This window comes from Rhizobium sp. PL01 (assembly GCF_033447125.1).
GTDB lineage: Bacteria > Pseudomonadota > Alphaproteobacteria > Rhizobiales > Rhizobiaceae > Pararhizobium.
The window spans coordinates 317,582-336,989 of record NZ_JAWQUM010000009.1; the positions used below are offsets into that span (position 1 = coordinate 317,582).

Annotated in this window: 18 protein-coding genes and 1 tRNA gene; 13 read left to right on the top strand and 6 right to left on the bottom strand. The window is 57.4% G+C overall.

Going from position 1 to position 19,408, the window contains the following annotated elements; genetic code table 11:
* Window positions 1-25: 25 nt before the first annotated feature.
* Genes ccoP through ccoN form a run of 4 tightly spaced genes read right to left on the bottom strand, consistent with a single transcriptional unit; the run spans window position 26 to window position 3,432 of the window.
* Window positions 26-913 (bottom strand): cytochrome-c oxidase, cbb3-type subunit III, encoded by an 888-nt coding sequence (ccoP, locus tag R6X40_RS21775; protein WP_318415974.1) that lies wholly within the window; start codon window positions 911-913, stop codon window positions 26-28.
* Window position 914: 1 nt separating this feature from the next.
* Window positions 915-1,064 (bottom strand): cbb3-type cytochrome c oxidase subunit 3, encoded by a 150-nt coding sequence (locus R6X40_RS21780; protein ID WP_113552405.1) that lies wholly within the window; start codon window positions 1,062-1,064, stop codon window positions 915-917.
* A 13-nt stretch (window positions 1,065-1,077) separates the two neighbouring features.
* A complete protein-coding gene (gene ccoO, locus R6X40_RS21785) occupies window positions 1,078-1,809 on the bottom strand; it encodes a cytochrome-c oxidase, cbb3-type subunit II (protein WP_318415976.1) in 732 nt (243 codons plus the stop codon).
* Window positions 1,810-1,821: 12 nt separating this feature from the next.
* On the bottom strand, window positions 1,822-3,432 hold the full coding sequence (gene ccoN / locus R6X40_RS21790; RefSeq protein ID WP_318415978.1) for a cytochrome-c oxidase, cbb3-type subunit I: 1,611 nt from the start codon (window positions 3,430-3,432) through the stop codon (window positions 1,822-1,824).
* Between the two features lie 198 nt (window positions 3,433-3,630).
* On the opposite strand from ccoN, the gene hemN reads away from it, so the two are divergent.
* From hemN to R6X40_RS21830, 8 genes are all read left to right on the top strand, one after another.
* Complete coding sequence (hemN, locus tag R6X40_RS21795; RefSeq protein ID WP_318415980.1) at window positions 3,631-4,977, top strand: oxygen-independent coproporphyrinogen III oxidase; 1,347 nt, start codon at window positions 3,631-3,633, stop codon at window positions 4,975-4,977.
* 305 nt (window positions 4,978-5,282) lie between these two features.
* Window positions 5,283-5,726 (top strand): helix-turn-helix transcriptional regulator, encoded by a 444-nt coding sequence (locus tag R6X40_RS21800; protein ID WP_318415981.1) that lies wholly within the window; start codon window positions 5,283-5,285, stop codon window positions 5,724-5,726.
* 287 nt (window positions 5,727-6,013) lie between these two features.
* Complete coding sequence (locus R6X40_RS21805; RefSeq protein ID WP_318415982.1) at window positions 6,014-6,169, top strand: hypothetical protein; 156 nt, start codon at window positions 6,014-6,016, stop codon at window positions 6,167-6,169.
* 42 nt (window positions 6,170-6,211) lie between these two features.
* On the top strand, window positions 6,212-8,014 hold the full coding sequence (locus tag R6X40_RS21810) for a hypothetical protein (RefSeq protein ID WP_318415984.1): 1,803 nt from the start codon (window positions 6,212-6,214) through the stop codon (window positions 8,012-8,014).
* A gap of 32 nt (window positions 8,015-8,046) precedes the next feature.
* Entirely contained in the window at window positions 8,047-8,265 is a 219-nt protein-coding gene (locus tag R6X40_RS21815) for a hypothetical protein (RefSeq protein ID WP_318415986.1), read from the top strand.
* A complete protein-coding gene (locus R6X40_RS21820; RefSeq protein ID WP_318415988.1) occupies window positions 8,265-9,479 on the top strand; it encodes a YcaO-like family protein in 1,215 nt (404 codons plus the stop codon). Before R6X40_RS21815 ends, R6X40_RS21820 begins: the two co-directional genes overlap by 1 nt.
* Window positions 9,476-10,219, top strand: coding sequence for a TfuA-like protein (locus R6X40_RS21825; RefSeq protein ID WP_318415990.1), 744 nt, complete (start codon window positions 9,476-9,478; stop codon window positions 10,217-10,219). Before R6X40_RS21820 ends, R6X40_RS21825 begins: the two co-directional genes overlap by 4 nt.
* A gap of 76 nt (window positions 10,220-10,295) precedes the next feature.
* The gene (locus R6X40_RS21830) at window positions 10,296-10,544 is read left to right on the top strand and encodes a hypothetical protein (RefSeq protein WP_318415992.1); all 249 of its coding nucleotides are present in this window, start codon (window positions 10,296-10,298) and stop codon (window positions 10,542-10,544) included.
* Window positions 10,545-10,703: 159 nt separating this feature from the next.
* Here the strand turns inward: R6X40_RS21830 and R6X40_RS21835 are convergent, their stop codons facing one another.
* Window positions 10,704-10,925 (bottom strand): hypothetical protein, encoded by a 222-nt coding sequence (locus R6X40_RS21835; protein ID WP_318415993.1) that lies wholly within the window; start codon window positions 10,923-10,925, stop codon window positions 10,704-10,706.
* 754 nt (window positions 10,926-11,679) lie between these two features.
* On the opposite strand from R6X40_RS21835, the gene R6X40_RS21840 reads away from it, so the two are divergent.
* Genes R6X40_RS21840 through R6X40_RS21860 form a run of 5 tightly spaced genes read left to right on the top strand, consistent with a single transcriptional unit; the run spans window position 11,680 to window position 18,374 of the window.
* Window positions 11,680-14,646: an ATP-binding protein gene (locus R6X40_RS21840; protein ID WP_318415994.1), complete on the top strand. Its 2,967-nt coding sequence runs from the start codon at window positions 11,680-11,682 to the stop codon at window positions 14,644-14,646.
* A 21-nt stretch (window positions 14,647-14,667) separates the two neighbouring features.
* Window positions 14,668-15,825: a YcaO-like family protein gene (locus R6X40_RS21845; RefSeq protein ID WP_318416044.1), complete on the top strand. Its 1,158-nt coding sequence runs from the start codon at window positions 14,668-14,670 to the stop codon at window positions 15,823-15,825.
* On the top strand, window positions 15,815-16,582 hold the full coding sequence (locus R6X40_RS21850; protein ID WP_318415996.1) for a TfuA-like protein: 768 nt from the start codon (window positions 15,815-15,817) through the stop codon (window positions 16,580-16,582). Before R6X40_RS21845 ends, R6X40_RS21850 begins: the two co-directional genes overlap by 11 nt.
* 54 nt (window positions 16,583-16,636) lie before the next feature.
* Window positions 16,637-17,857 carry a hypothetical protein gene (locus R6X40_RS21855; protein ID WP_318415997.1) on the top strand — a complete coding sequence of 407 codons (1,221 nt, stop codon included), beginning with the start codon at window positions 16,637-16,639 and terminating at the stop codon, window positions 17,855-17,857.
* Between the two features lie 13 nt (window positions 17,858-17,870).
* Window positions 17,871-18,374 carry a hypothetical protein gene (locus R6X40_RS21860; protein WP_318415999.1) on the top strand — a complete coding sequence of 168 codons (504 nt, stop codon included), beginning with the start codon at window positions 17,871-17,873 and terminating at the stop codon, window positions 18,372-18,374.
* A gap of 523 nt (window positions 18,375-18,897) precedes the next feature.
* Here R6X40_RS21860 and R6X40_RS21865 read toward each other — a convergent pair.
* Window positions 18,898-18,974, bottom strand: a tRNA-Met gene (locus R6X40_RS21865).
* Window positions 18,975-19,408 lie beyond the last annotated feature (434 nt).

A 19,408-nucleotide genomic window follows, 5' to 3' on the forward strand; every position in this document is an offset into this window, starting at 1 on the left:
AGGTCAAAAGACCGCGTTTCTGGCCCTATTTTCCGCCGCCGAGCGAATAGACATAGGCTGCGAGCTCCTTGACAGTGACGTCGCCCAAACGCCCACCCCATGCGGGCATGACCCCATGTTTTGGCGCACGGATCTGCGCGGCGATCGCCTCTTCGCCATCAGCCATCAGCGACAGGGCATCGGCGAGATTCGGCGCACCCATCTCCTGGTTACCCTCCCCGCGCTCGCCATGGCAGCTGGCACAGTTCTGCGCGAAGATCTGCGCAGCGGCCGTCTTTTCCGCCGGAAAGCCGGTGCCTTTCGACAGATCGGCGACGAAGGCGGCGACGGACGCGATCTCGCCGGATTTAAGAATGTCGGTAAAGGCAGGCATTTCGCTGACATGCGTATCGGCATCCTCCGGCGCACGAACACCATGGGTGATCGTCGCCAGGATCTGCTGCGGCGTGCCGCCCCACAACCAGTCGTCATCGTTGAGGTTCGGGAACCCCTTAGACCCCTGCGCGCCCGATCCGTGGCACTGGATGCAATTGACCTTGAAGGCAGCGCTGCCAGCGGCCGTGGCGACCGTGCGCAGCGCCTCGTCCGCGAGGATCTGCTCAATGTCGGCGGCCTTGATCGCGGCGATATAACCAGAGCGGCCTGCTTCGGCTTCGGCGAGTTCAGCACGCACATCCGCACGGCTCGAATAGCCGAGCACGCCCGTCGTCGCGGTCGTCAGCAAGGGCCAGGCCGGATAGAAGACGGTGTAGGCAAGCGCCCAAGCGATGCAGGCGTAGAAGGTCAATACCCACCAGCGTGGCAGCGGATTGTTGAGTTCCTTGATGCCGTCCCATTCATGGCCCGTGGTCGAAACGCCCGACAACTCGTCCAGATGAGGATCTTTATGAGGATCTTTATGAGGATCGTGCATATCAGTCATCCTTGAGCGGGATTTGTGCGGCTTCGTCGGCGGATTTCCGGCTGCCGGGGCGGAACGCGAAGATCAGCGTGCCGACGAAGAACAGTGCCATCGCCAAAAGGCCCCAGCTGTCTGCGAAGGTCCGCAATTGTTGGTATTCCATCGGCTTCTCCTTCTCAGCGGTCGCTGCCGGCTTCGTCGTAGGTCTTGAAGTCCACCAGCGTGCCAAGCATCTGAAGGTAGGCGACGAGCGCATCCATCTCGGTGATCGCCTGTGGATTGCCATCGAAATCGCCGATGCGGGCTTTCGGGTAACGGCTCTCGATGCCAGACGTGTCTACCGTCGGGTCGGCCTGGGCGCGCAGATCGGCGTCGGCGTTGTCGATCATCTCCTGGCTGTAAGGCACGCCGACGGCGGCATTGGCCTTGAGATGGCTGGCGAAGTCCTTGACCGGCAATGGCTTGCTCTTGAGGAAGGCGTAGCTCGGCATCATCGATTCCGGCACGACATCACGCGGCTCTGTCAGGTGCTGGACGTGCCATTCGTTGGAGTAGCGGTTGCCGACGCGGGCAAGGTCCGGGCCGGTGCGCTTCGACCCCCACTGGAACGGATGATCGTACATCGATTCCGCTGCGAGGCTGTAATGGCCGTAGCGTTCGACCTCGTCACGAAAAGGCCGGATCATCTGGCTGTGGCAGGCGTAACAGCCCTCGCGGATGTAGATATTGCGGCCGGCGAGTTCCAGCGGCGAGTAGGGCCGCATGCCTTCCACCTTCTCGATGGTATTTTCGAGGTAGAACAGCGGTGCGATCTCGACGATGCCACCGATGGAGACGACCAGAAACGAGCCGATCAGCAGAAGCGTCGCGTTGCGCTCGAGGATCGCGTGTTTGTCCAGGATACCCATGGTCTTCTTTCCTTATTCGGCCGCTTGCGGAGCGAGCATGGCGCCACCGATTTCCTGTTCGTCACGCTGATATCCGAGGATGGTCATGGTGACATTCAAGGCCATGATCAGTCCGCCGAGCAGATAGACGGCACCGCTAAGTGCACGCACGACGTAGTAGGGGTGCATCGCCTCGACCGTTTCGGCGAAGGAATAGACGAGGAAGCCCTGCTGGTCGTATTCGCGCCACATCAGCCCCTGCTGGATGCCGGACACCCACATGACGGCGGCATAGATGACGATGCCAAGCGTGGCACACCAGAAGTGCCAGGTGACCATGCGGATCGAATAGAGCCGCTCGCGGTTCCACAGCTTGGGCACCAGGAAGTAGACGGCACCGAAGGTGATCATGCCGACCCAGCCAAGCGCGCCTGAATGGACGTGACCGATGGTCCAGTCGGTATAGTGGCTAAGCGAATTGACCGCCTTGATCGACATGACAGGACCTTCGAAAGTCGACATGCCATAGAAGGCGATGGCTGCGACCATCATGCGAATGATCGGATCAGTGCGGATCTTGTCCCAGGCACCCGACAGCGTCATCAAGCCGTTGATCATACCACCCCAGGACGGCATCCACAGCATGATGGAGAAGACCATGCCGAGCGTCTGGGCCCAATCCGGCAGCGCGGTATAGTGCAGATGGTGGGGACCGGCCCAGATGTAGAGGAAGATCAGCGCCCAGAAGTGAATGATCGACAGCCGGTAGGAATAGACCGGCCGGTTCGCCTGCTTCGGCACGAAGTAGTACATCATGCCGAGGAAGCCTGCTGTCAGGAAGAAGCCGACCGCATTATGGCCGTACCACCACTGGGTCAGCGCGTCCTGAACGCCGGCGAAGGCGGAATAGCTCTTCGAGCCGGTGATCGACACCGGAACCGCCAGGTTGTTGACGATGTGCAGCATCGCCACCGTGACGATGAAGGACAGATAGAACCAGTTGGCGACGTAGATATGCGGTTCCTTGCGGCGCAGGATCGTGCCGAGGAAGACGATGAGATAGCAGACCCAGACGATCGTCAGCCAGAGGTCGACATACCATTCGGGCTCCGCATATTCGCGGCCCTGGGTGATACCGAGCAGATAACCGGTTGCGGCCATGACGATGAAGAGCTGGTAGCCCCAGAAGACGAACCAGGCGAGATCGCCGCCGAACAGGCGGGCCCGGCTGGTGCGCTGCACGACATAGAACGAGGTGGCGATCAGCGCATTGCCGCCAAAGGCAAAGACGACGGCAGACGTATGCAGCGGCCGCACGCGCCCGAAGGACAGGAATGGCTCGATGTTAAGGTCGGGATAGGCGAGCTGCAGCGCAATAACGACGCCGACCAGCAGGCCGACAACGCACCAGAACACGGTCGCGATCACGCCGTAGCGGATCGGCCCGTCCATATAGGCTGACATATCGGCCGCCGGCTGTGGCGCAAATGACGTCTGGCGCATCAAAACGATGACCGCGCCGATCAGCACGATCACCAGAATTCCCATGTGGCTTGCGAACAGCTCGTCCTTGGCAAGGCCGGCAGCAAGCAGCGCGAAAAACGCCGCTATGCCGGTGCCGATGATCGCCGATCCGTATTTCATCTCGTCGTCCCCGCATCAATCAGATGTCTGACCGCGCGCGGCGGTCCCCTGCCTCCTTCTCGGAGGAAGCGAAGGGACGCGCCTTGATCCAGATCAAGGCGAAGGCGGGAGGATGCGGAGACGTTACCGGCGAAAAGTCGGCCCGTTGCGGTTTTCGGGGCGCGGCCGCTGAACGGTTTTCAGATCGGGACAACACCAATGGCTTCTAACGCCGCCCTGTTCGATGCGAAGGTACCGCGCTACACCAGCTATCCGACCGCACCGCATTTTCATTCCGGCATAGGGCCTGAAGTCGCCAGGCAGTGGATATCCTCGCTCCCGGCGGGCAGGGCCGTGTCCCTTTATATGCACATCCCGTTTTGCGACCGGCTGTGCTGGTTCTGCGCCTGCCATACCAAGCAGACACTGCGCTACGAGCCGGTCAGCGCCTGTCTTCAGGTTCTGCACGCGGAAATCGCTATCATTAGCCAGATTCTCGACGGGCGGGTACCGGTTGGTTCCATCCATCTGGGCGGAGGGTCTCCGACAATGCTGCGCCCAGACGACCTGATCACGCTGGGCAACGGTCTCCGCAACGCTTTTCCTATCCTGCCGGATGCGGAGATCAGTATTGAGATCGATCCGAACGACATGGATGAAGCAAGGCTTGATGCGCTCGCTGAATTCGGCATGACCCGAGCAAGCCTCGGCATCCAGGATTTCGATCCGCGCGTGCAACAGGCCATCAACCGGCTACAGAGCGTCGAGCAGACCGCCTATGTCGTTGACGGCACACGGGCTCGAGGGATCGCTTCTGTCAATCTTGACCTGCTCTACGGCCTGCCCCATCAGACCGTCAAAAGCGCCAGCTCGACATTGCGCCAGGCGCTGCAACTGGCACCCGACCGCATGGCGCTGTTCGGTTATGCGCATGTGCCATGGATGAAGAAACACCAGACCCAGATCAGGGATGAATGGCTACCGGACGGGACGGAGCGTTACGCCCAGGCGGAAGCGGTGCGGACGCTGGCCCTTGAAGCCGGATATGAGGCAATAGGCATCGACCATTTCGCCCTGCCCGGCGATGCCCTGACGCTGGCATCACAACACGGCAGGCTCAGGCGCAACTTCCAGGGCTACTCCTCAGATCGGTGCGATGTGATCATCGGGCTCGGCCCTTCGGCCATTAGCCAGTTTGAGCAGGGATACTTGCAGAATACGTCTGCGACCGGCGACTATCTGCGTCGCATCAAGGACGGTGATTTCGCCACAGCGCGTGGCGTCGCCTTGACGGACGAAGACCGCGTGCGCCGGTGGGTGATCGAAAAGCTGATGTGCGATTTCCGCTTTTCGAACGGCGAGGCCATAGGCCGCTTCGGCGCTCTTGCCGGTGATGTCATGATGCAAGCGAAACGCCTGGCGGCGACGGAAAGCGAAGCGCTCTGCGAATGGCGCAATGACGTGTTTGAAGTGACAACCAAAGGCCGCCCCTTTGTTCGCCTCATCGCCGCTCGCTTCGACACCTACTTTACAGCCGCCACAACTCGACATTCCGCGGCAGTCTGAAGCGGGCAATGAGACCGTAAAGGGGGGGCTTGATGCGGCCGGGATCAGCCGGCTTGGTGTGCCGAATCACACTAGCCTTTGATTCACGAAAAGGATCGGCCTGCCTTTGATAAAATTTTGCGGCCAATCATTGCGCGAAATTTTCGGTGTTCGCTGGGCGTGCAGCGCCTTTAAGGCGAAGACTACCGCATAATTGGAACTCATATCGCGCAGGCGCCGGGCAAATGTTGCATTTCGAGCGAAAATTGGCATGCTGCGACCTGCCAACGCATGACGGAATCGTGGCAGGTACAGGAGAATGAAACTTGGCAAAGAGCGAACCTCATCAAATCGATATTCATGTCGGCAATCGTCTGAGGTCGCGACGGCTGGTTTTAGGATTGAGTCAGGAAAAACTTGGCGAGCGTCTGGGCATCACCTTCCAGCAGATTCAAAAATATGAGAAGGGCACCAACCGCGTCAGCGCAAGCAAGCTGCAAGCTGCAGCCTTGGTCCTCAATGTCCCCATTGGCTACTTCTTCGAGGACCATGAGCCTGTGGTCCCGGATGGATTGGTCAGGGAGGTCGACGAGATCGGGACGTTCCTCATCTCGCGGGACGGCGTATCGCTCAACCGCGCCTTCACCTCCATCAAGAGCAAGCAGGTTCGCCAATCCATCATCACACTGACCAAAGCACTCGCGAATGCTGATGATACTGGCGCTCAGACCGCAGACACAGAGCGTGTTGTCTCCGCCACTCCCCAATGAAGTTGCTGCACATATTCGGCAGGTTGCGACTGCTTGATGCTGCGGTGCAGGATTGCCAATATCTCAAAAAGGGATGTTTCTCATCGATTATCTGGCTGACACTCTGATCTCCGAAAACGGGAGAATAAACGGGTATCCAGTTATTTAATCGCACGAAAATTGCAACGAAGCCCGTCCAGGCGGTCCAATGGTGCGGAAAATTGGTCATTTGTCCGTCGCCATGATTGCATCATCACCAACACTCAAGCAGATTGGTTGGGTCGAATCGTCGAGCGATGGAGCGCGGTATGGAAATGAAGATACCGCATCCCATCAATGTTACGGCGCGGAAGAAGGTTGTCGCGCTTGCAAAAGTGCTCTCCGGGCAAGCGGCCGATCATGACTTCGATCTCCTTTACATCACGGAAAACACAAATATCGTGAAGCCGGAGCTTCGAGCCTAGATGCCCATGGTATCCCGACTGCAAACGCTTGGGCGGTTACGCTTGTTGGACAAGGACGGAAACGACATTGCGTTTCCGCAGATGGGGTTGATTATCCTTGCCTATTTGAAGGTGAGAGGCCTCTCCAGTTATCCACGCGCTGATATCTCGACCTTGTTATGGGGCGACGCGGATCCGGCGCAGGCTTATGCAAACTTGCGCAAATCGGCCTCGCGAATCCTCAGCCGGCAAAACGACATCGGTCTCCAATTTTTGTCGTTCTCGCCGTCGACGGTGATTCTGGGGACGGATGCCATAGAGACGGACATCGATTGCCTTTCCATCGACAGTTCCATGATCGACCGCGCCTTCACAGCAACACTTGCATCACGGCTGCGGGAAGATTTTCTAAAGGACGTCAAACCGGTTAGCAAAACGCTTGCCGCCTGGATCGATCGGGAGCGTGAAGCCCACCTGAGTGTGCTGCGCCGCTGCGTGCTGGCGACCGGGTTAACCGGAGATGACGCGGAAAATCGTCCGATAAAAGACGCCGCCGTCAAACTTCTGGAGCATGATCACACCGACGATGCTGTGCGCAATCTCTTGCGCGGCTCGATGTACCAGAAAGCAGCCACGACGGAAAAAGCCATACAAGAGCCCTTGAGGCATGCCTTGGTTATACCGGAGGCCGCTCGCCCGGAGATCCGTACGGGGCTGCCCCGTCTGGTATTGTTACCACCTCTGTCAGACGGCGCCGGCCCTGATGTTTCCCTGTTTGCCTCAGCACTCATCGAGGACGTTACGATCGGCTTGTGTAGCCTGCGCTCGTTATCGATCATCGCCCCTTATAGCGCCACCAAGATCCGCGATCATGGCGATAAGGCCGCGACCTACGAACGGTATTCAATCAGCTACATTCTTGATACCCGCCTCACCTATGAAGGTAACGGCTATTCCCTCTTCGCCCAACTCATTTTCTTTGGCAGCGACGAGGTGGTCTGGGCGGAGCGTTTCGAGCTGAATGGCAGCGGTTTGATCAAGTCCCGCCGCGATATCGCGCTCCGCCTTGCCGAGGCCATTTCACGGAAAATTCACTCGAACGAGACGATCCGCAGCGATTATGAGCAGGACCCCGGTGTCTATCGCAGCTTCCTGCACGGTCAGAGCCATCTGATGAACCTGGATCTTCCGGAAATCCGGCGGGCTCGAAAACACTTCCGCGAGGCACTTCAGTTCAATCCGGTATTCGCGCCTGCGCAAAGTGGCCTGTCGCGCAGTTATTTTCTGGAATGGCTTGTGACCGCCAGAAACGACAAAAGTTTGCTGTCGATGGCGCAAGGTTTTGCGGAGGATGCGATCGTTTCCGATCCGCACTTGCCCACTGGCTATAAAGAACTTGGCGTCGCCAAACTTTATATGCGTCAGTTTGATGAAAGTGCCGAGTTCTTCGCGACAGCAGAGGCTCTCAGCCCCCACTACGCCAACCTGATTGCGAGCTACGGCGACGCATTGATCCAGGCATCGCGGCCGCAAGAAGGCTTGGAAAAAGTGGAGCACGCGATCCACCTCAATCCGATTGCGCCGGATGAGTATTTCTGGACGGCGGCGGGCGCCTGCTATTCTCTCGGACGCTACGAGGATGCCCTAACCTACATCGGCCGCATGAACGACCGGGCACCGGCAGACAGATTGTCTGCTGCGAGTTGGGGAATGCTCGGTGACGGGCGCAAGGCAGGCCAGTTCGTCCGCAAGACGTTCGATGTTCATCCCGCGTTCGATCTGGACACGTGGATGGCACTGGTTCCGTTCAAAGAGGAGTGGCAAAGGCAGCATTACAAAGAGGGTCTTGTCAAGGCGGGCTTCTAAACCAACACCAGATAAAAGGAGAGATATAGAAAATGGCGAATGTGGTTATCATTGGTATTGCAGGAGAAAAGGACCTCTGGATCGCTGATCTGGACGCAGGGACGGTCACCAAGTCGCCCGCACCGTCGGCGGGTGCTCTCCAAGTGGCAAACGACCTGCGCAACACCGGCATAACCGTGACGAAGGGCGTCAACCTGGCGGTGCGTGCAACCTCTGCGGCATCTGTTTCCGGTGGTTATATGGACGGCTGATGCCAAGCGTGGCCGTGGATAAAAGCCTGCTCTGCGACTGCGACAGAATCTGCCACCCGGCGGAAACATGGCAACGCGTCGAAGCGCTACTGCCGCAATTTGGTATTACCCGGCTCTCACGCTTAACCGGATTAGACAAGGTCGGCATTCCCGTCTGGAATGCCGTCTCCCCCAATGCGAAATCAATCGTCATCAATCAGGGCAAGGGTGTCAGCGACTTGGACGCGCGGGTTTCTGCGGCGATGGAGGCACTGGAGCGTGCTGTCGCAGGCAGCCCAGCGGTCTTGACGATTGAGACCTCGCCCCGCGAACTCTTAACCGCAGGGGAAAGGGTTATGACCCTTCCCGAACTGATCGCTTCAGGCCAATACGATATCGGTATCGACGACGTTATCGTCTGGATCAAAGGCAAAGATCTGATCGCAAAGCAAACGGTGTGGATTCCCCTTCATGCCGTCACATTGGACCGGACGCTTGAGAACTGCCGCTTCTGGCAATCGTCTGACGGTCTGGCGTCCGGAAATGACGAAACCGAGGCAATCCTCCATGGCCTGCTTGAACGTGTTGAGCGGGATGCAGACGCGCTGTGGCGCTTGCGGTCAATGTCCGCACGATTGGCCACATGTATTGATCCGGCGTGTTTCGGCGATCCTGTCATTGATGGTTTGACCGAGAAATATGCACGGGCAGGATTGATCCTACGCGTCTTTGATCTGACCAGCGAAATTGCTGTGCCCTGTTATTCCGCAGTTGCCGCAGAAGCAGATATCCTTAATCGCCGGCTGCCAAGGTTCCATGACGTCACGATCGGTTATGGCGCACACCCTGTTCCGCGAAGAGCCGTCCTCCGCGCCCTCACCGAAGTGGCCCAATCGCGGCTGACCTATATCAGTGGCGCCCGGGACGATATCTTTGCCGAAACCTATGAGCGACCGTTATCAACGGATACGCAGAAACTCTTCGAAGCTCGCCCTGTCCCGCCCGCAAGCCAAGCCTTGTCCGGTAAGGCTGGCAACCCAGAGTCTCTCCTAAAGACGCTGCTGAGCAGATTGGAGGAAGCCGGAATAATGACCGTTATCGCAGTCCCTCTGCAATCGCCTGGACTTCCCGTCTCCGTCATCAAGATCATAGTGCCAGACCTCGAAAGTCCGGACGGAGCCCGCAAGCGCCGGCTGGGCGCACGAGCGCTATCACTCGCCGTCAGCGCTGCATGAAAGTTGTTTTCGCCGGGCCAACGATCCCAGACGCTGCATCCCTTTGCGAACCGGACATCATCGTTCGCCGGCCCGCCATTCAAGGCGACATCTTTCGCGCGGTTGAGGAGGGGGCCAATGTGATTGGAATTGTTGATGGGGGCTTCGAATATACGGCGCCTGTCTGGCACAAGGAGATCCTCTATGCCCTTAGCGCTGGAACAAGGGTTCTCGGAGCCGCCAGCATGGGTGCGCTTCGCGCTGCGGAGTGTCACGCGTTCGGGATGACGGGGGTCGGACGTATTTTTAAGGAATACCGCGAGGGCATCCGTATTGATGATTCCGACGTGGCGCAAATTCATGGTCCGGCTGAGCTTGGCTGGTTGCCGCTCAGCGAACCCCTGGTCAACATCACCGCTACGCTCGAACTCCTGCTGGAAAGACAGTTGATCTCGTCTGCCGAAGCTGTTCACCTGGAGGCCGTTGCCCGCGCCCTCTTTTTCAAGGACCGGACATGGCGATCGATCATCACCTGCGCGCCATCGCTTGAAAATGAGAGAAAGACGTCAATCGCAACCGCCGTGCGAACCTGCCACGTCAATCGCAAGCGCGCGGATGCGATCGAACTTCTGGCCGTTATGTCACGGCTTGACGCTCAGCGCTCGGCAACCAAACCGGATTGGGAGTTCCGGCGAACAACCCTTTGGAACGACATGCTGAAACACCATTCCGTGGCGAAAAACCCCGGCCATCTATCTTGAAGTGTGTCACGCCTGTGTCACGCGCAGTTTGCCTCGGTTAGGATTAAGGTCACCGCAAATCATTGCGGAGCCCATCATGCCAGCAGCATATGCCACCATTGCGGTGAACAATCTCGACGTATCGACTGAGAGTGAGATCGAAGAGTTTCACGCCCTAACCCGTCTCATCGTTTTCGCCAAAGAAAATGCAGCACTTCTTGACGCACATCAGACAGTCTATTGCCTGGATCTGGCATTGGAGCAAATCACCACGGAACTGCGTCATCGAGACGACAGTTCGCCGGATATTGCATCCTATCTCCAAGACGTGATCTGCCGCCAATAGAATTGCCTATGCCCGCAAAAGTTTTGCGAGATTACCGGACAGACCAATTCAACCCTGCCAAACAGAGTTACGGATACTCGCCAACTCTACGCCGACGGTGACCAAACTCCCGGCGCTGATCGACGTCGAGTTTCGGATGCGTGCCCTGAGCCTTCACGTTTAAATGCCCTGCGGGGTCTCGTGCGTTAAAGCGCTCGACCCAGTATCGTCGCCAACCTGCATGCTCACGCCGCCAACCGTGGCCGCGTCACAGCGCGTTGCCCCATTGTAAATCTGCGCGGACAGAAGCGGGCGTGTCAGGGCGGCACCTCTCGAAAGCTGGGCCAGCCTGTGCAGGTCATCGCCAATGAAATCCACTCGAAGCCCAAGTGCCGATCCCACGCCAAACCTCCGGTTTGCAACATGGATTCAGATGCATCGCGATTTGCGAACCCTCAAGTACCCCTTACGGCATTCTGCCCCCTTCCCAAAAACGGGGATAGCTGGGCCAAGATCCAATAGACACGATGTGACTTTCACCACATAGGCGACCTCGAAGAGCATCAAGTGTTTCAAGCCAATGGTAAATCCTCCGGATTTACGAAGATCCGATGGAGAACACGATAATCTGGACCAGATCCAGCTCTCATTTTCCGAGCTTGGTCGATGCAGAAGGCTGTAAAAAGAACCTTCATTGCGAACGCCGTTTGCGAGCGAGTGACATCATCAAAAACATGGGACGAAGCCGACCAGACTGAAAAGGACAGCCCGATCAGAGGAAGCTCTGGAAATTTGAACAGCTGGGTTTATGCCAACTGGACGCCTCTATTTGCCGGCTTCTGCATCGCCGGTGAGTGCGTGAGGCCACAGAGACTTATACATTCAACAGCACCGCTTCGCACCAGCGCAGCCGTGGCTAGCCAAACTATTAGCCGAGAACGTCTTCAAACTCTCCCGGCCGGCAGCTTTTGTCGAAGATTCGGGGCTTGCAGAACAATAGGACCCTTCTCGTCCGCCGAGAGACACGCGGCAACCGCCGGCTTCATATTCTACAGCAGAAAACCCGGCTCCCTACTTTAGAAACACCTAACGAAATACTTGCATAGAGTGCTATAGCTGTGGTCGGGTTAACTTCTTGACATGGGCGGTCTGCGCAATGAAGAGCCTCGACGCGAGACTACAACTTGAAGGCGAGCGTCGACAGGTGACCGCCCTATTCTACGATATTGTCGGCTCCACCGAAATTCTGGTTCGCAGCGATCCGGAACAGTTCCTCCGATCCGTAATCGCCCTGCACGCGACTGCTGAGGCAATCGTCGGCAATCGTGGAGGGTTCCTTCATAAAAGGCTGGGAGATGGAGGGTGCTGTTTCTTCGGCTACCCCGAACAATCCGAAGATGCAGCCGAAAGTGCGGTCGATGCCGCGCTGGAACTGATCCGGACTGTGGCTCCGCGCACACGCAAGATCGAGGACATCTTTAGTTTGCGTATCGGGATCGCAACCGGCCTGGTCGTGTTATCATCTGAGAGCGACGAAATCGTGGGTACAGCCCCCATACTTGCCTCGCGTCTGCAGGCGGAGGCTGAACCCAACTCCGTACTGGTTGCGGATACCACCTTTGAATTAACCCGTGGAAAGTTCGTTTACCGAAGGATCGGCGAGGTCAAGCTCAAGGGGTTCGCAACGCCGAATATCCTCTGGCGGCCGGAAGCCAAACATCAAAAATCGAGTTCAGGCTCTCGCAGCGCAGGCCATCCTATGATCGGGCGTGACGGAGAACTGGCTGTCCTTGCCGATGCATGGAACGGAGCACGGACTGGCAATGGAGGGGCTTTCGCCATCGTCGGCGAGGCTGGTATAGGAAAATCCAGGCTCGTATCGGAATTTCGCCGGAGCATCGATTGGAGTGGCTTGGCTCTCCAATGCAACAAACGGTTCGAAGGCCAGCCGTTTCATCCGCTTATCGGCTTTCTGGAAACGGTGGTCGATTCCCGTATTTTGAAAGATGGCGGCGGCGGCCGGCTTCTCGACGCATTCCGAGCTGCCGGAATGAACATCGACGCGGATACAGCAGAGACCATAGCTGCATTCACCGTCGAACGTTCCGGCGCAACCGCGAGAAATATTCGGGTGACCGATCTGACAGGCCGCGCTTTTCGCAGTCAAGTGATCGATGCCGCCGTTCGACTGCTGCGTTCCAACGCGACGGCTGGGCCGACGTTGATCATCTTCGAGGATGTTCACTGGGCCGACGAAATGACATTGGAATTGCTGGACAGCCTATGCGCGCTTGCCCTCAAACAACCGCTCCTCGTCATTCAAACCTCACGTAATGCCCGCGTCGAAGACGGAGTGAGAAAACTGTCACTTGAGGCGCTTTCCTCTTCTGCGGTGCGCGAACTCGTAACATCAATATGGAACGGGTTGCCTCCTCCTGGCCTGTCTGAGTTCATTTTGCAGCAATGCGACGGCATGCCTCTTTATGCAGAGGAACTGGCACATTTCTTCCGGGCTAGGCATGCATCGGGTCAGCCGGTATCGGAATGGAGGAGCCTCCTCTTGGAAGGTGGAGTGTCGTCGTTGAACGATCTGCTATCTTCAAGACTCGCGGGAGCTGGGGCCGCGCGTCACCTGGCACAGTTTGCAAGCGTGATCGGCAGGGAATTCACGATTGGTCTCATCGAAAATCTACTGGAAGGACCGAATCGTGATGCATTGGGCACCCATCTAGAAACCCTCGCAGCGCTTGGCATCATTGAACCCTCCTCGATTCAGGCTGACACGTACCAGTTCCATCATGTACTCTTGCAAGAGGCCGCTTACGGCAGCTTGCTAAAAAGCGATCGGCGAAGAATACACCAGCGCATTGCGAGCCTCTTGGTCGAAAACAGCGTGCCGCCTCTACCCGCCGCGATCGCGGCCTGGCAGTGCGCGGAGGCTGGCAGGCACGGAGATGCCGCGAAGTTTGCGTTAACGGCCGCAGAGGCCTGTGTGCTTCGATCGGCCATGAAGGAAGCGTCGCTTTCGCTGGACCTGTGCACCACGGAAATTGCCTCTTTGCCAAGGCGGCACCCTGATCGTCGCGATCTTCTGCTTGCCATGCTCCAGCTTCAGGGTGTGGTGGCAACGGCACTGGAAGGCGAAGGATCGGAACAGGCACGTAGTCTATATTCACGCGCGATGCAGTCCGTCAGGCGGCGGCCCTCAACGACGAGGGAGGACCATTTCCCTGCATATTGGGGATGGTGGTTTACGGCGCCCAATATTCGGACCCAGCAATCCCGTGCCCGCGTCCTCGTCGAGGACATGATGACGGTCAACGATCCGGAAGCAAGATTGCAATCCTACCACTGCGCATGGGCAACAAGCTTTCACGCCGGCGAGCATCAGTTTTGTCTCGATTGTGTCGAGCGAGGCCTCGAACTCTATAATTCGGATAGGGCTGTGAGGAACAGGGCCTTCTTCGGCGGCCATGACGCGAAGGTGTGCGGGCTGGGCGAGAGCGCGCTTTCACTGCTCATCGTTAACCAGATCGTCGCAAGCGAATTCGCGATCAACCAGTCCCTGGAGTATGCGGCCTCGATCGATCACATCGGCAGCCTTATACATGCGCTTTACTACGCCCTCGTCCTTCGACATTGCCAAGGCAGGTACGAGGATGTCCATTCCCTCGGCGAGCAAATGCTCTCACTGGCTGAGCGACATGGCATGGTCGCGAGCCAGGCCCGGGCCAACATGTATTGCGGTTGGGCGGAGTTGATGACCTCGGCGGCGGAAAGCGGCGCAAGGCGCTTCAATGAGGGGCTGCTTCTTCACCAGCGCTCCGGGACCGACGATAACCTCACGATCCACAGCGACATGCATTCCCAGGTCCTGCAAAGGATCGGCAAACCCCGCGAAGCACTGTCGGTGATCGACAACGCGATCAGCGTCGGGAACAAAAGCGGCCAATGGTTCTGGCTGGCCGAGTTGTACCGCCAAAGGGCCAAGGTGAGGCACGAATTGGGAGAAAGGCATTCCAGTGTCAGAAGGGATCTCACACGTGCGATCCGGATCGCGGACGCGCAGGGGGCGACATGGCTTCTGGGACGGGCGAAACAGAATTTGGGAGCCTTTGGTTGACGATATGATCAGAGGGTGACCGTGCTAAGCGGAGAAAAACTCGAAAGAATATTAGCGGCCCCGGCTCAGCCGCCGCCCGATACATGGAAAACCATTCGCCGAATTCTGCAGCGGAAGCAGGACTTCGGTATCACGAGACTGGGTTCTATTACCGAACTTGACCGCATCGGCATTCCTGTTGCCCAGGTCGTGAGGCCATTGTCACGTTCGGTCAGCGTAAACCAGGGCAAAGGCGTCACTCACGGACAGGCCGCTATCTCCGCTCTCATGGAATCGCTCGAAGGGTGGGCTTCAGAACGAATACCCACTGGGCGGGCCGAGCTGGCGTGTTTCCAAGCCATGAACGGGCAAGGACACTGGTCACACCTCGCTGACGACGCGCATAGTGATGAAACAATTGGGTGGATCAGAGGCTGGGACCTCTTCTCATCCAGATCGGTGCCTGTACCGCTCGCTCTTGTTGACACCGCCTATACGATACCCTCCCCACATCCTGCCTGGCTCCCGAGGAATACTACGGGTCTGGCGGCGGGAACAAGTTTGCGGGGGGCAATCGAGCATGCGAGTTTTGAAGCGCTCGAAAGGCATGCGCGTTGTGCGGCAATGAAAACACCCCATTTTTTCGACCGGTATCAGCTGGACAGCCGTTCCGTTCGGGCCGGAACCGCAGGGGAGATTGTCGGCCGCCTGCTTTCGTTGGGCTGTTCCGTTGGTATCTGGGCTATCCCGACGGAACATGACCTCCCCGTATACTGGTGTAACGTCATGGAGAGTGACCTACAGGCTCCCTTGGCCCCCTGGCCAGCGGAAGGCTTCGGTTGCGACCGTACCCACGACCGAGCGCTCGCCAAGGCACTGCTGGAAGCGTGTCAGTCCCGTCTCGGGATCATCTCCGCCGCGCGCGAGGACATTGGAGGAAACCTTTACCGCTATCAGGACACCAACACGCTGTCGGCATGGCGACGGCAGCTGACCATTCCCGGATCAACTTACCCCCTACCGGACGGCGGCGCACTGAGTACCGATCGATTGCCGTTACCCGTGGAGGCATTGCGACTGGCGGGAGCAAAGGCTGCAATTGTCGTCGTACTGTTCTCCGACGAAACCATACCGCTTCATGTGGTGAGGTTTGTAACCCCTCCCCTCGAAACCGACCCGGAGTTCCAGTATGGGATATAAGATCGTTGTATTCCTTGGCCCTACACTGAGCGTCGCAGTCGCCAGGCAGCACCTCGATGCAATGTATCTTACGCCTGCGGGCAATGGGGATATCGTGAAGGCGGTAATCGACCATGCTCCCAGCGTAATCGTGCTCATCGACGGCGTATTCGCCCAGTCCCCGGCGGTGCGCCACAAGGAGATTCTCTGGGCGATGTCGCGCGGCGTGCGGGTTTACGGAGCCTCAAGCATGGGTGCCGTGAGAGCTGCGGAACTGGCAGCGTACGGGATGTGCGGATACGGCATGGTCTTCAGATGGTACCGCCGGACCCCGCTCGCCGACGATGCGGACGTGGCGGTCGCAATGGCGCCTGCGCAATTGGGGTCCTTCCCCCTCGGTGACGCCCTCATCGACATTAGGCTGACCCTGAAAAGGGCCGTACTCGACCGTATTATAGAGCGGAAGCTTCAAGTGACATTGGAACAGCTGGCCCGTTCCATCCACTATACGGAGAGGAGCTTCAAGAAACTCATTTCCATCGCGGTCGAGCACGGTCTGTCCGGCCCGGAACTCCTCGCCCTCGATCATTGGCTCCAGGGCGGAAAACGGAAGCAGAAGGAAGCCGATGCGATCGGTCTTCTAACGCTCCTGTCATCGAAGAGCTTTGAGATGAAAACACGCGCTGAACCGAGTTTTTTTGAACTGACGGAGGCTTTTGCCTGCGATATGGAATACTATAATTTCACAGAGATAATATCGAATTCCGACCTTTATTGATAACTCCCTAATATACAGTATAGTATCCTCTTCGCCCGGCAAGGGAAACGGGCGGTGGGGGCGGCCTTGGATGCCATCGCAAATTTGGGCGACGCAGGACAGAGGGTGGCTTCCGCCCCCCTGATAGGAACGCGTTTCCTGGTTTTCCCGCAGCCGCCGTTCATCAGTGGATATGAAAAACCGGAGGTTGTTTGGATTGGCAGCTCCGGCGGGCCGATCTTGGCTGGGCCCTCCGACGACCGCATGTACGTGGCCGATCCCGTCGAGCCAAAGCGGCCATATGCACTCCCGGACCTCCCGCCTTACCCAGGGGCTCTTCGCCCCCCCGCAGAACCCGGGCCGGACGGGCACTTCGACCATATACTCCCCGGATCGCCTGCCTTTCTTTCAGTTCACAGCTACGCTTGTTCCCGTCGCGTGCTGGATATCTGCGAGGGGTATGCCGGACGGCGTATCGATTGGTTCTTCGAGCCGACCTACGACCGGCTGGAGATCGTGCCGCACATATCCCAATGGGAAAACGCCCAGTCGGGATTCGGCTTTCTGGAATTGGGCGGGAGCGAACCTCCGACACCGACCTCCAGTTTTGCGTTGAACTTCGATGCGATCGCCCATGAAATGGGTCATCTCGTTCTGTTGGGCGAGCTCGGAATTCCACATGGAGACGGCCAGGATGCCGATTTCTTCGCCTATCACGAGGCCGTCGCGGATTTCATGTCGCTTCTAGGCCTCCTGCACTTCGACACGGCCATCGATCGGCTCCTCCGGCGGACAGGTGGCAATCTTCTGATCCACAACGAACTCGATCGTTTCGCGGAACTCAGCGAGGAAAAGCAACTCAGGTCGCTCAACAACTCGCTCAGGACCGCAGACGTTGGCGATGATGTACACGACAGGTCGAAGCCTTTCGCGGCCGCGATGTTCGACAGCCTTGTCGAAATATACCAGACGCTGCTTTTCGAGAGGGGCGTGACCGATCTCGACCCGCGCAGGTTCAGCAACTTGCGCCAACAAATGGCTCCCGCACTCATCGAAGAAAACCTTCGCAGGTCTCGGGATGACTACGAGAAAAGGCATTTTGCGAGCAAAGCCGCACTACAGGAGGCGAGAGACCTCATCGGCGAGGCGCTTATCGGGTCATGGGAGCTCCTTGATCCAGCCTATCTGACATTCCCGGAGGCAGCGGAGGCGCTTCTGGTCTCGAGCCACGCGGGACGCGCCCGTCCATACGTCAATCAGATCGAAGACTGCATCAGATGGAGGCAAATATGGTGAAGGAGGCAGGAAAATGGTCGATGTAAGCGTACCCGCACCCGATAGACCGGGAATGTATTTCCCGGATACAGTCATCCTCTACGGTGTCAAGCTCAACACAGGAACGCCCTACGGCGATTTTGACGCGGGCGAGAATGGAAACGCAGCCTTGCAGATGCAACTATACCGGTCCGGAGCGTTGCAGAGCGAAAAACAATACTCCATCGCACTCGGTTACGCTTACGCCTTTGAAGGGCATTGCTATCGCTTGGACACCAAGAGGATTTTCATCATCAAGGGGGCGAGGCCCGAGGCCGCGGTCGGTTGTGGCTTCGAAAACGAAAAAATTCAAGGATTCAAGGGTGAATACAATATGTGGCGCATTCGTTCTTCCGAGGAGCTGCTTGAAATCAGCTTGAACTACGGCGACGTTAAGAAACTGGTTCTTGATGCGAATATGCCCGGCAAGAGATCGCCGTCGTCCTATGCGATCACGGCGGCTTTGGCTCATAGAGATGGTCGCCTTAACCGGGAATAAACGATGCGCGAGGAAAAGTGATGTCCATAAAAGTCAAGATTCATTTCACGGCGGATTTGTCAGATGTGGTAATTGAAGATGTATTGTCGGGCTATAAGACTGAACCGGACGACTTCACCAATGGACAAGACCGATCGTTAGAACCTGACGACTCAGGCGGAGAGGCGACAGTCCGTATATCCGGTAAACAGTCTAAGAAACCGGTACAGGGTGGGAGGACGTTGCGTAACGGGGAAACCTACAACTTCCCTTAAGATACAAGGTCGGCCCTGGACGAGATTTAGCACTAACGTAGGCTCGGTGAGCCAGCACGTATTATCGTCTCATCAGTTTAGCCGTTTTGAGACGCTAATATCGTCGTGGAAAACCTTAAAGATGCAGTTTCCGACTGCGCCACTCCTTCTTGGCGCCGTCATGGCTTTATTGTCGGCTTGCATCGGTTCAGTCCAACACGGATCGTTTCTTCGTGCCCTTTTGAACGCAGAAAAGCCCCGGGACATTTCTGTCTTCGGGGCTTTTGATTTGGTTGCGGGGGCAGGATTTGAACCTGCGGCCTTCAGGTTATGAGCCTGACGAGCTACCGGGCTGCTCCACCCCGCGTCACCAGCGTTTTGCGTGAGCAAAATCGCGTCTTTATCTCAGCGTTTTGCGTGAGCAAAATCGCTTCTGAGTATGCCTGCGCAAATCCGAAGGATTTGTCGCTCTTCCTTCGGCGTTTTGCGTGAGCAAAATCGCGTCTTTATCTCTGCATTTTGCTTGAGCAAAATGTCGGAACGGTGCAAGTCCGAAGGACTTGTGCGCTCTTCAGCGCCAATCCCTATTGGGATTTGTCGCCTTTATTTTCCGTATCGGGCATGGCCTTTAACGGATTGGGCTGTTTTCGCGCGCGAAGACAGCCTTTTGAACTTTGCATTTCATTATCCGGCTTATGATACCGAAGCAAAAAGGCCGCTTGAGGGCGGCCTTGCTTTTCGGCAGAGCCGACTGAGTGTCGAGAAGATGATTTGGTATTTTCTTGCCATTAATAGACCTGG